Annotated in this window: 11 protein-coding genes; 7 read left to right on the top strand and 4 right to left on the bottom strand. The window is 52.4% G+C overall.

All coding sequences use genetic code 11. From position 1 onward, the window contains the following. Positions 1 to 554, bottom strand: a 554-nt coding sequence (locus FFS57_RS20385) for a carbohydrate-binding protein (RefSeq protein ID WP_502705933.1), incomplete at its 3' end; no start/stop codon positions are given. Positions 555 to 716: 162 nt separating this feature from the next. Between FFS57_RS20385 and FFS57_RS25305 the strand changes: the two genes are divergently transcribed. After that, positions 717 to 884: a hypothetical protein gene (locus FFS57_RS25305; RefSeq protein WP_171014098.1), complete on the top strand. Its 168-nt coding sequence runs from the start codon at positions 717 to 719 to the stop codon at positions 882 to 884. A 162-nt stretch (positions 885 to 1,046) separates the two neighbouring features. Here FFS57_RS25305 and FFS57_RS20380 read toward each other — a convergent pair whose 3' ends face one another. Next, entirely contained in the window at positions 1,047 to 2,978 is a 1,932-nt protein-coding gene (locus FFS57_RS20380; protein ID WP_137939670.1) for an ATP-binding protein, read from the bottom strand. Between the two features lie 329 nt (positions 2,979 to 3,307). Between FFS57_RS20380 and FFS57_RS20375 the strand changes: the two genes are divergently transcribed. The 4 genes from FFS57_RS20375 to FFS57_RS20360 all read left to right on the top strand — a co-directional run bounded on the left by FFS57_RS20375 (position 3,308) and on the right by FFS57_RS20360 (position 8,408). After that, on the top strand, positions 3,308 to 3,997 hold the full coding sequence (locus tag FFS57_RS20375) for a response regulator transcription factor (protein WP_137939669.1): 690 nt from the start codon (positions 3,308 to 3,310) through the stop codon (positions 3,995 to 3,997). A 118-nt stretch (positions 3,998 to 4,115) separates the two neighbouring features. Next, positions 4,116 to 4,898, top strand: coding sequence for a substrate-binding periplasmic protein (locus FFS57_RS20370; RefSeq protein WP_137939668.1), 783 nt, complete (start codon positions 4,116 to 4,118; stop codon positions 4,896 to 4,898). 227 nt (positions 4,899 to 5,125) lie between these two features. After that, a complete protein-coding gene (locus FFS57_RS20365) occupies positions 5,126 to 7,102 on the top strand; it encodes a diguanylate cyclase domain-containing protein (protein ID WP_137939667.1) in 1,977 nt (658 codons plus the stop codon). A gap of 391 nt (positions 7,103 to 7,493) precedes the next feature. Beyond that, positions 7,494 to 8,408, top strand: coding sequence for a hypothetical protein (locus tag FFS57_RS20360; RefSeq protein WP_137939672.1), 915 nt, complete (start codon positions 7,494 to 7,496; stop codon positions 8,406 to 8,408). Between the two features lie 91 nt (positions 8,409 to 8,499). Here the strand turns inward: FFS57_RS20360 and ettA are convergent, their stop codons facing one another. Continuing rightward, positions 8,500 to 10,167, bottom strand: coding sequence for an energy-dependent translational throttle protein EttA (gene ettA / locus FFS57_RS20355; RefSeq protein ID WP_137939666.1), 1,668 nt, complete (start codon positions 10,165 to 10,167; stop codon positions 8,500 to 8,502). A gap of 240 nt (positions 10,168 to 10,407) precedes the next feature. On the opposite strand from ettA, the gene FFS57_RS20350 reads away from it, so the two are divergent. Beyond that, positions 10,408 to 11,112, top strand: coding sequence for a hypothetical protein (locus FFS57_RS20350; RefSeq protein WP_137939665.1), 705 nt, complete (start codon positions 10,408 to 10,410; stop codon positions 11,110 to 11,112). Positions 11,113 to 11,182: 70 nt separating this feature from the next. Here FFS57_RS20350 and FFS57_RS20345 read toward each other — a convergent pair whose 3' ends face one another. Further along, positions 11,183 to 12,262, bottom strand: a complete 1,080-nt coding sequence (locus FFS57_RS20345) for a L,D-transpeptidase family protein (RefSeq protein WP_137939664.1) — start codon at positions 12,260 to 12,262, stop codon at positions 11,183 to 11,185. On the opposite strand from FFS57_RS20345, the gene FFS57_RS20340 reads away from it, so the two are divergent. Further along, positions 12,261 to 12,809, top strand: a complete 549-nt coding sequence (locus FFS57_RS20340) for a L,D-transpeptidase family protein (protein ID WP_137939663.1) — start codon at positions 12,261 to 12,263, stop codon at positions 12,807 to 12,809. The genes FFS57_RS20345 and FFS57_RS20340 overlap by 2 nt on opposite strands. The last annotated feature ends 8 nt before the right edge of the window (positions 12,810 to 12,817 follow it).

Raw genomic sequence — 12,817 nt, 5'->3', positions numbered from 1 at the left:
GGCGTTGGCGTTGGCGTTGGCGTTGGCGTTGGCGTTGGCGTTGGCGTTGGCGTTGGCGTTGGCGTTGGCGTTGGCGTTGGCATGCCACAGTTGCTTACCACCTTCCATACCCCCCATTGACCCGATTGCGCCGGGTTTTCGCCACGTGTCCACCATTTGGCTTCGTATCCCTTGCCTTGATAAGACACGCGCTGTCCGCCGGTATAAGCTGCATTGTTGTCCCAACCTGGGTAACCACATGCGGGTGGTGTGGGTGTTGGCGTAGGGATAGGTGTCGGTGTTGGAACGGGCGTTGGTGTTGGGGTCGGAGTGGGTGTTGGCGTACCATTGGGTGCCCCCAGGTCTTGCCATAGGGTCGCCGTGGAAGCAGGGTTCCAGTTGGCGCCAACATAAGCGGTATGCGTGACTAAAGCCTTGTAGTCGTGCCCGTTGTAGCTGACGATGGTACCGGCATTATAAGTATTCCCCTCTTGCCAAGTGGGGGCGACCATTGCTCGTACTTGCCCGATCTGGGCAGCGTACGCTGTGGAGATGGCCAGTGCACACTGGGTCATGACAGATACCGTGGCGAGTACACGGATCATGGGCAGCATTGCCATGTTCTTGACTCCTTGCATGATGTTGGTGATACCTGACCACACCGGCCATTGGGTGCTTGTTAGGTACCGTAGATGTTGGTTAATTGCTGGTAGGCCGTGGTAGCTGATCAGCGGTGAGTGTTACGATTGCCATTCGATGGCAAGGTCACCCTTGAGTATCTGGAAAGACCTGTCTTGTTCGTGTTGCCATCGTTGTTGAATTCATGCTGGCTGTATCTCAAGCGCAGCCGCGTTCGGGCGGGTGTGATGTATGGTTGGCTGGTCGAACGGACACACTACCCGTAGCTACACGACATTGTTCCCCAATGCAATATGCCATGTGAATACGCAAATTTACGTATACCGACGTGTTAAGTGTGGGTGCTGCCCTAGCAGGCAGAGGAGCAGGATCCAACAGGCAAGTTGGGGTTGGATTGAAAGAACTGGCACAGCAACTACAGCCATCGGTTAAAGAGTTACCACCTCGTCCGGAGTGTGAGAGAGTGGGATCGAGACAACGATACTGGCGCCGATCAGTGCATTTTCAACATGTAAATCCCCACCAATTTCACCTAGTACGGCGCGGGAAATCTTCAGTCCCAGTCCCATTCCTCCGGTTTTGGTCGTGTGGAATGGTTCGAACAGGCGGGGCAGACGAGCTTCGTCAATACCTGGGCCACTATCCGAGATTCGGCAACAGATATGCCGCTTCTCATGACAGTAGGTTTCCACCACGATGACCCGTTCATCTGCGTCGTGATCAGCCAGCGCTTCATAGGCATTACGCAATAAATTGACGATGACCTGTTGTACCAGTACTGGGTTGCCCCAGGCGTCAGGCAGATCGTCAGACAACCAGGTGCGGATGCGAATATTGGCCTCTTCGCAGGTTGGGCGTAGCCACGAGATGACATCCTGTGCACAGTTGTTGAGATTGAACACGCTGGCCACTTGTGGCTCGCGGGCCAGAAAGGCACGCAGGCGTTCTACCAACTGCGTTGCATGACGAGCCGTATCTTGAATTCGGCTCAGCACCCCCGCGACATCGTCCGGTTCGGCCTGATGTTGCAACAAGCGCAGCCCAGCCTGTGAATAACTCAACATGGCGGCCAGCGGCTGTTTCATTTCATGGATAACGCCGGCACTGAATTCAGAACCGATATGCAGCCGCGACAATCTCGCCAGGAAGCGATGCCATTCCCGATCATGTTCAAGCGACACCATACCACGGACTGCGACAATTGCCTGTTCGTGGCGGATGGCTGCACAGTCTGCACGGGCAGCCATGTCCGCTTGCAGCAAGGTCCGTATTTGCTGGTGCTGGGCATGGGCTGATTGCAGTTGTCGTTCACGATGTAGGCAGGCAGCATGCCATTCACCAGTCATGGCCAGGCTACGGGCCATCAGGTCATGAAATCGGCTGATGGTGTGGATGGGCTGTGTCTCGTTGGTTGCACATCGTTTCAGAATGTGCAGACTGCGTCTGGCATCGCCTTTCAAAAGTGCAAGTTCGGCTTTGCCCATGTCGCGTCGATGGCGAAATGCCATTGATGTGGCGCGAAGCATAGTGGCTTTTTGCAACCAGGGTTCGGCTTGCTCAGGCTGCCCTAGCTGACTGTGGGCTTCTGCGGCCATCAACCAGGCTTGGGCGCGGCTGATCTGCGACCCATGGCTGGGCGGTCGGTCCAATAGGCAAGCGTGCAACACAAGCAAAGCTTCACTTGGCTGCTGAGTTTGCAGTAGCGCATCTGCCAGGGCCAATTGATAAGTTAGCGTGTTGCGGCCGGTAGAGATCGTTTGCAGATGCGACAATCCTTGCCGCAACCACGTCACTGCCTCCATTGACTGGTAATGTTGTGCGAACCATAGGCCGAGACGACATCCGATATCGCCCAGACTGGCCTTGGCTTGCGCCTGCTGAGCACAGTCCAGTGCAATATAGGCGGCTTTAAGTGCACCACACAGATTACCTTGCTGGTAAAGGCTGCGTGCCAGCCAATCATGGCAAAACACCAGGTCGACTTTTTCCAGTTGATTGGCAGGAAAACGGCTCAGGGTTTCCAAGGCGGGGACTGCCGCTGGGTCCTGACGACACACAAGCAATTTCGCCTCACAAAAACGCCGTAACCAGTCAATACGCGCTCCTAACCGTAGTGGATTCCATTGACGGCTGGCACTCAGAAAATTGATAGCTGCATCGATTTCACCCAGTTCGAAACAGCAACTGGCAAGGTAGACGGTCAGCAATGCCCGTCGCGAAAGCGACATCGCTTCGACCTGCATGGCCGTCAGGCTATTACCCACCCCTTCTGGATCGATAGAATGCTGAGCCCAGCATACCGACAGTTCGGCATAGCTCGGCCAAGTCATATCGCCGGTGTCGAGATCACTTCTTCTCATGGAGAAATCAACCGCTACGAGTTATATTGCAAAATGATGGCTTAATATATAACAATCGTTATTTATCAGATTGCCATCATGCGAACGTTTTCATGATGATATCGATATAATGACACAAACATAATTTACATGCCGAGCCTATTGTACCCGCCGTAAGCGGATTACCTTTGACATGTCAGGCTGCAAGGCTTTTCAGTCATGGCTTCGGCGCCATTGGTACGATCAAACCGACCATTTGGACGATTCACCCCAACCCGGACCATTGCGCCCGATATCCTGCTGCGTGCGAGGTCATCCATGAATGTCGTCATACTGAGATCCAACTGCCCATGTCTGCTGCCACCAAACCTTGTCGTGCCTTTCCACTGGTACCGGCGATGAAGTCCGAACGAGCCCGTGTTGGTGATTCCGGGGTGGGCAGTCACATGTCCGTGCTAATCGTGGAGGACGATAGCGCACTGCGTGATGCACTGAGTACTCTGCTGCGGGCCAACGGGTTCCCGGTGATTGCGGTAGGTGCTGGAAATGATCTGCTATTGATTGAAAAATGGCCGGAGATGGCTTGTGTGTTACTGGATCTCAACTTGCCGGATATTAGTGGATTGGAAGTCCTGGCTGCAATTCGGCAACGTAGACCCAAAATGCCGGTCGTCATGATGACGGCGAAAGGCCAGATCAAAACCGCGGTTGAAGCGATGAAGATCGGTGCCATGGATTTTCTGGAAAAACCGCTCGAAGAATCAGTATTGCTTGACCGTCTCAACCAGGCGCACCAGCGCTATGTAGCCGAAGCGGGTAAGACCTATGCATCATCCGGCATGATGAGCCGCCTGACCACCCGCGAACGAGAAATTCTTGCATGCCTGGCGGAAGGTCTGACCTCGAAAGAGGTCGGTCAGCGACTGTCCATCAGCCCGCGTACCGTAGACGTACATCGTGCCAATATTCTGGCCAAGCTCGAAGCGAAAACCGTGGCAGCTGCCGTGCAGTTACATGCCAAGCAGTCGGTTGGTCAATAGTGATACGTGATTCATTGCAGATTACAACACGTTCAATTCTCCTTGACTGCTTGCCGATAGTCACTTAGTCCCTGAAATCCGGCCTGCCGTTCTTGTGTCTGTGAGCTATAACGTGGGGATGAAGCGCACAACGCAACTGATGGCTTGGGTGTTTACCGGATGTCTGCTGGTTTCACATGCCGCTCATGCTGTGACGCCATTGCAGATCTATACCGAAGAGTGGCCTCCCATTACTTTCTCCAAAGCGGGAAAGCCAGCTGGGCTGGCGGTAGAGGTCGTGCAGGCGATTCAAGCCAAACTCAAACAGACGGACTTGATCCGGGTTGTGCCGTGGGCACGTGGTTGGGCGATGGCGACTACCTACCCAAACGTAGTGTTGTTCACAGTAACCCGTACGCCAGAGCGTGAAAGCCTGTTCACTTTTCTAGGGCCGGTTGCGGTGGGAACCACCGATTTTTACGCGTTGCGTGGCACCAACATCCGCATTCGCAGTCTTGAGGATGCGCGTGAATTGCGAAGTATCGGGGTGTATCACAAAGCGGTGGAAGAACAGCTGCTGTTATCCAAGGGTTTTACCAATCTTGATACCGCGGCTACGCCGGATGTGGCTGCCCGCAAACTGATCGCAGAGCGGATCAGTGTGTGGTGCAACGCCAATCTGACTATGCGCAGTATCATGGAAAGTGCAGGTCTGGATCCCGATCAGATTGAAAAGGTGTATACCTTGCAGGAAAACTGGCTTTACCTGACTTTCTCTCGCGGTACTGATCCCAAGTTGATCGACAGTTGGCATCGTGCATTGCAGGAACTCAAGCAGGATGGCACCTTCGATCGTATCTACCGTCAATGGCTTCCCGGCAATACCCCACCCGAAAAATTCGAGCGGTTTGGCGCATCCTGATGAACCTCTGTTGTGTGGGCTCCTTTCGGTGGCCATATCTCAAGATAGTGATTATCTATATCTCAATTGTTTTCCATTTTGTAGACATCAATCCGTCATTTGGAAAATAACTTGGACATTAGGGAAACTGCTAGTATTGGCCTGGTTTACGCCCGAAACTTGGCAAATGCGCCTATGAAACCATGTCAACCGTGCCTGAATGTGGATCCCGCCGAATTGTGAGCAACATGCTCAAATGTGTTGGCGCGTTTTGTCTGTTGCTGTGGCTGAATATTGCTCAAGCTGAAATTGCACCACAAAAGGTCACTTTGCAACTGAAGTGGTTCCATGCTTTTCAATTTGCAGGTTATTACGCGGCACAGGAAAAGGGTTACTACCGTGAAGTGGGCCTGGATGTGGAAATTCGCGAGGCCGAGCATGGTGAACGACCAATCGAACGGGTGTTGCGTGGTGAAGCCCAATTTGGCGTGGGTACCAGCGGTTTGCTGCTGGCCCGCCATGCCGGTAAGCCTGTGGTTGCGCTGGCCGCCATCTTCCAGCACTCCCCGCTGGTCTTGATCGCGGCCCAGCCGCCGGGCCCGCAAACCAGCCGCAATCTGGCGGGCAAGCGCATCATGATTGAGCCGCAGTCTGAAGAGTTGATTGCATATATCAAACAGCAAGGTATCGCCGATACCGTCACGTTGCGCCCGCATACCTTCCGGCTGCGAGATCTGGTGGATGGTAATGTAGACGCCATCTCTGCCTATGCTACCAACGAACCCTATTTTCTTGATCGTCTTGGCTTTGCCTATGAAATCTACACTCCCCGCAATGCCAATATCGATTTCTATGGCGATAATCTGTTTACCAGCGAACAGGAACTGAAGCAGCACCCACAACGGGTGCAAGCCTTTCTGGAAGCCAGCCTACGTGGCTGGCGCTATGCCATGGCGCATCAGGATGAGATTGCCAGGCTGATCGCCAAACACTACTCCAAGCGTTACAACGTTGAGTTCTTGCGTTTTGAGGCTGCTCAGATGGCCAATCTGATGCGACAGGATCTGATCGAGATAGGGTATATGAGCCCCGGTCGCTGGCGTCATATTGCTGATACCTATGCCAACCTGGGCCTGTTGCCACCGGATGTACCACTGGATGGTTTTCTGTATAAACCCACACCACGTATCGAAACGCATCTCACCAGCCTGTATATCGCTGCTGGGGTTGTCATCCTGATCAGCGGTGTGGCGCTTTATATTCTGCGGATCAATTGTCGTCTGGCCCAGGCATTGGCGAGTAGTCAGGAAGCGGAGCAAGCCCTACGAGTCAGTGAGGAACGTCACCGTATGCTGGCTGACAACGCAACGGATGTGATCTGGACCATGGATCTTGCCGGGCGATTTACCTATGTCAGTCCCTCGGTTGAGAAGTTGCGTGGCTATACACCGGCCGAGGTGATGAAGCAAAGTATTGAAGAGGCCCTCACACCAGAATCGGCTGTCATTGCCAGAACTGGGCTGGAGCGTATTCTCCGGGCCTTACAGAATGGTGAACCCGAACCGGATTTTCGCGGCGAGCTGGAACAGCCTTGCAAAGGAGGAGGGACGGTCTGGACGGATGTGACGACGACCATGATGCGCAATGCTGCAGGCGAATTTGTTGGCATTCTTGGTGTTACGCGCGACATCACTGCACGCCGAAAAGTGGAAGAGCGCGTTCGCCACATGGCCCAGCACGATATGCTCACCGGTCTGCCTAACCGCGCGCTGTTTTCCGATCGCCTGCAACAGGCTTTTGCCCGTGCCAAGCGGGACAACAAGCGCTTGGCAATCATGTTTATCGATTTGGATCAGTTCAAGCCTGTCAATGATACCTATGGCCATGCGACGGGCGATTTACTGCTGGTCGAGGTCGCAAAGCGAATGCAAACCTGTGTCCGTGGGTCAGATACCGTGGCCCGTATTGGTGGGGATGAATTTGTCGTCTTGCTTGCCACAGTAGAGACTGACCGAAATGCGTTGGCAGTGGCGCAAAAAATTCATGCCAGCCTCAAACAGCCTTTTCGGTTGGCTGGACAAGTCCTGCATATATCTTCTTGCATTGGTGTCGCCATTTATCCCGAACATGGCTCAACTGAAATTGAGCTGTCCAAGCGTGCTGACAGCGCGATGTATCAGATCAAAAAGTGTGGAAGAGATGATGTCAGGCTGTACCAGGCCTGACCTGACATGTAGCTCAAGTACTGGATTCATGGTGAGGATATGGCTGGTGACAACTGTCAGACCAGGTGCGGTGATTGCTGTTTCCTGATCAGGCAGCTCATTTCTGTGGTGAAACCTCATGAGGCGGTACACGGAACTTGGAACCTGCGCCAACTTTGTGTGTCCACCGTCCAACGAAACGCTCGAATTCAACCTATGAGTGTCGTGTTGTTTCATATCAGTAACCATTGCTACTTACACCTTTAACCAAGATGTGAGATTTTATCAATCTACGCCCTGTGGCAGGCCTGTTCAGTAATGTATGTTCTACTGAATACCCATCATTTGAATTAAGGAATTCATGAAAAATAAATTACCTGTGAATGCATCAATTAGTATCGTATTTGGTGCAATGGCGTTATCCATCCAGGCGGCTACACCACAAAATTTTCTTTATACCGGCTCAGATGATCTGACAAAAATTGAATCGTTGATCAAACGGAGCGATATTGGTGGCGTGCAGATTGTTTACACCTGGAAGTCGCTTGAAAAAGAAAAAGACCAGTACGATTTTTCACAAATTGAGCGGGACTTGACCTATTTGAAATCCTTGGACAAAAGGCTGTTCATTCAAATTCAAGATCGGTTCTTCAGACCGCAAGACAAAAATGTGCCGCGTTATTTGATGAAGAGTCCGATCTATCAAGGTGGCATTGTGCCGCAATACGATAACCCAGGGGAAAACAAGCCTGTTGGGATGGGATGGGTGGCCATGCAGTGGAATCCTGCAGTACGGGAGCGATACCAAAAGTTGTTGTCCGCACTGGCTGAACAATTTGATGGACGTGTAATGGGGGTGAACTTACCGGAAACGGCAATCGATTTGGATATCAAGCGGGATAAGACAGGTTTCAGTTGTGACAAATACTTTCAGGCAGAGATGGAGAATATTACTTTTGCCAGGAAGGTATTCAAACAATCCTATGTGGTGCAATATGTCAATTTCTGGCCTTGTGAATGGAACAATGACCATCGATATATGTCACGCTTATTCACATTTGCTGAGGCAAACCGGGTTGGATTGGGTGGGCCGGATATTGTGCCAAATAAAAAAGGGCAGATGAAGAACTCGTATCCGTTCTTTCACCAATATAAAGGCAAGTTGGATCTGGTTGCCATGGCTGTACAGGAACCTACATTGACCTACACTAACCCAAAAACCAGAAGTCCATTTACCAGACAGGAATTCACTGATTATGCCGAGCATTACTTGGGTACCGACATTATCTTCTGGAGTACATCCTCGCCATGGTTGACCAACAACTGATTTGAGGCAATCTACAATGGGCCTGCCTGTAGAAAAACAAACCCCCAGTATCATCTGAGGGTTTGTTCTTAACAGTAAGTAGTTTGCCTGCTTAACGGCTGATTGGTTTATATCGGATTCGCTTCGGCTTTGCACCTTCTTCGCCCAGACGTTTCTTCTTATCGGCTTCATATTCCTGATAATTGCCGTCGAAGAATACCCACTTTGAATCGCCTTCGCAGGCAAGGATATGGGTGGCAATCCGGTCGAGGAACCAGCGATCATGGCTGATGACCATCACGCTACCTGCGAATTCCAGCAGGGCATCTTCCAGTGCACGTAGGGTTTCCACATCAAGGTCGTTAGACGGTTCATCAAGCAGCAGCACGTTGCCGCCGGCAATCAGCGTCTTGGCCAGATGCAGGCGACCACGTTCACCGCCAGAGAGGTTGCCAACAATCTTTTGCTGATCTGCACCCTTGAAGTTGAAGCGGCCGATATAGGCACGGCTTGGTGTCTCGAAGCGACCAACTTGCAGAATGTCGCGGCCTTCGGCGATTTCTTCGAATACTGTCTTGGTACCACCCAAGGCTGCACGACTTTGGTCTACATAGGCGATCTTGACGGTGTTGCCAATCTTCACTTCGCCACTGTCCGGCTGTTCTTGTCCCGTGATCATGCGGAACAGGGTCGATTTACCGGCGCCGTTGGGGCCGATGATCCCGACGATGGCGCCAGGAGGAATCTTGAAGCTCAGGTCGTCGATCAACAAACGGTCACCAAATGCCTTGTTGACATTGGTGAATTCGATGACTTCATTGCCCAGGCGATCTGCTACCGGAATGAAGATTTCCTGGGTTTCGTTACGCTTCTGGTATTCCTGAGAATTCAGTTCTTCAAAGCGTGCGATACGTGCCTTCGATTTGGCCTGGCGCCCCTTGGGGTTCTGGCGCACCCACTCCAGCTCCTTGTGCAGCGCTTTCTGGCGTGCAGACTCTTGCGATTCTTCCTGCTTCAGCCGATCTTCCTTTTGTTCCAGCCAGCTGGAATAGTTACCTTTCCAGGGAATGCCTTGGCCACGGTCGAGTTCCAAAATCCATTCTGCAGCGTTGTCTAGGAAGTAGCGATCGTGAGTGACTGCTACAACTGTGCCAGGGAAGCGCACCAGGAATTGTTCCAGCCAATCGACCGATTCGGCATCCAGGTGGTTGGTGGGCTCATCCAGCAGCAGCATGTCCGGCTTGCTCAGCAACAGTTTGCACAATGCAACACGGCGTTTTTCACCGCCGGAGAGGTGACCGATCTTGGCGTCCCACGGTGGCAGGCGAAGTGCATCAGCAGCAATTTCCAGCTGCAGCCCTGTATTGTCACCCGCACCTGCAGCGATGATGGCTTCGCAACGAGCTTGCTCTTCTGCTAGTTTGTCGAAGTCGGCATCTGGCTCAGCATAAGCGGCATAGACTTCTTCCAGTCGCTTTTGTGCTTCCATTACTTCACCCATACCGGATTCGACTTCTTCACGAACGGTTTTTTCTACATCCAGCTCAGGCTCTTGCGGCAGGTAGCCGATCTTGATGCCAGGTTGCCACTGTACTTCGCCTTCAAATTCTTTTTCGGCACCGGCCATGATTTTGAGCACGGTGGATTTACCGGAGCCGTTCAAGCCCAACAGGCCAATCTTGGCGCCGGGGAAAAAGCTCAGCGAGATATCCTTGATGATTTGCCGCTTGGGCGGCACGACTTTGCTCACGCGGAGCATGGACATGACATATTGGGCCATGGTTGCGTAGGTCGCTTTCAATGAGGTTGGTGGAAATAAAACCCTGCAAGTTTAGCAAAGTGCACCTTCAAAAACCCCATCTTCGTCAAAATGTGGGGAATTGGTCTTGGGATGAATCGTGATACTTCATGTTGCGTCGGGTTGGTGATCGTGGATTGGTCACCTTGTGGGTTGTTTGCGCAAGTTATTGATGATGCTGACTTGTCATCATGGGATCTGTCATCTAGGCTGAAAAACCGAATGACATGTCGGGATATCTTTTCTGCATTGGATGACGTAGGGGGAGCGATGAAAGCGATTCTGGCGACAATGATGCTGATGGGAGTGGCTGGCATGGCATCGGCAGCAGGAGTGGGGTTGCGTGCAGGTACAACCGGTGTAGGTGGTGATATTGGCTTCAATATTGCGCCTACTGTGGATGGGCGTGTGGGCTGGAGCGGCTTGAATTACAACCGCACTATCAATGACACAGATGTGGATTACGACGGCAGGTTACGGTTGCGTAACCTAAGTGCGCTGGTTGATTTCAGCCCAATGGGGCCGTTTCGGTTGACCGGGGGCTTGGTGTTTGCCAACAATAAGTTGAAAGTAACGGGCAAGCCTAAGGATGGGACCTATACCTTCAACAATCGCACTTATACCGCAGCGGAGATCGGCTCGGCTACAGGCGAGGTGAAAGGCAAGAATAGCGTCGCACCCTATCTGGGAATTGGTTATGGGCGAGTGGCTGGTACTGGGATCAACTTCTATGCGGATCTAGGTGTGATGTTGGCCGGTGGTAGCAAAACCAGCCTGAATGTGGACTGCGGTACTGCGATTGCCGGTACGCCGCAATGTACGCAATTGCAGGCGGATGCAGAGGAAGAACGTCGCAAGCTGGATGACAAGGTCCGTGGGTTTAAAGTATGGCCAGTGATCAATCTGGGGGTCACCATTGGATTCTGATCAATGGGTACGACGTTATGGCTGACAGCGGCCCGTGGTGATGACCACGGGCTGCGTCATTTGGGACATTTCATGATCCGGGAACGACAGTGGTGTTGCCCTGGTGTGGGCGTGGTTCCGGTAGCTGGGCGTTGTTGGCATCCATGCCATAGGGCGCAAAATCGTAACGCTCTGCTGCAATGGTATCCAACCAAGCTGCCAGGCCAAGTTGGTCTTGCATCAAGGCAACCGGTATCGACTGTGGGTTGGTCGTAATGGCTTGAACACGGCTCCAGTCAATATCTGCTTTGGGTATCTGTTGTGTGGGAAGTTGACCAAGTTGTTCGCCCAGCGTGATCAGTGCACGGGTATGCAAAGAAAAAGGGGTTGGATATTCGCTCACCGGTTGATAAGTACTCATCACCCAGCGGCCGTTGTCGTTGCCTACCAGCGCGGGCTGATTGATGACCCGAACTGGGGTGTGATTGCTTAACATAGGAAAGATCTCGGCGGCATCTTCCGGGTAAAGATGCAAACAGCCATGACTGGTACGTAGACCAATACCCCAGGGCCGATTGGTGGCATGAATGAAGATACCGGCAAAGCCAGTACGCATCGCCAGCATGCCCATCGGGTTGTTCGGCCCAGGAGGAAAGTATTCCGGCAATTCCACCCCTTCTTCACGTAGATGCTCTTCCTTGATGCTTTTCGGCACAAACCAGCTTGGATCTTTGAATTTGGCTGTAATCCGGGTTTCGCCCAGTGGGGTGAACCAGCCTTCTCGGGCAATACTGATCGGATAGGTGATGACTTTTGCTCGCTGACCTTTTCGTGATGGTGGGAAGTAATATAACCGCCGTTGCGGAATGTTGACGACAATGCCACGCCACGGTTTGGGAGGCAGAATGAATTGGCTGGGGATCACCACTTGTGTGAATTCTCCGGGTGTCCATACGGATACCCCTGGATTGGCGGTAGTAATTTCGTCATATCCAACATCAAAATGCCGCATCACATCCAGAAGGGTGTTGCCGCTACTGGGCACTACAATGCGGATTTTGCCGACCACAGTACTGCCATTGGTGGGTAGATCAAATGTTGCAGCATGGGCAATGCCCAGCAATGTCAGCAGGATGGCGATGTAACGCGCAAGTCGAGTCAGGAAACACATGATCAAACCAATCTGTTGGGTATGGGTAGTCGGGCTGATAATGGGTAATGTCCAATGTGCCGACCAGGTTTGGGTCAGCGTTGATACGGATACTCAAACCTTGACTGTATTGTCAGCCAAAGGTGAGGAGCGCGTCCGGTTCGGCAATATTTCAATTGGCCGTGGTGGCCCGGCGATGGTGCATTATCGTGGTGATCACACCACTCCATTGGGCGAATTCCACATTGTCGCCATTTACCGTGGCCATCGTTACGATACCTTCTATGCATTGGATTACCCACGGCCTATTCATGCTGAGCAAGCCCTGGCTGTAGGTCGTATCACGCCAGCAACGCTAACGGCGATACGTCGCATGGTGGATCAGGGCCGAATACCACCAAGTAACACACCGCTTGGTGGCGGCATTGGCATCCATGGTATCGGCCGTGGTGATTTGGCGATACATCAGGCTTTCAACTGGACCAATGGCTGCGTGGCGTTGACCAATGCCCAGCTTCGTGAATTTGACCGATATGCCGCAGTCGGGACACGAGTCGTGATTCGTTAGCTTGTACT

The organism is Chitinivorax sp. B (assembly GCF_005503445.1).
Taxonomy (GTDB): Bacteria; Pseudomonadota; Gammaproteobacteria; order Burkholderiales; family SCOH01; genus Chitinivorax.
The sequence above is the reverse complement of the archived record's forward strand: the minus strand, read 5'-3'. Positions and strand labels throughout refer to the sequence as shown.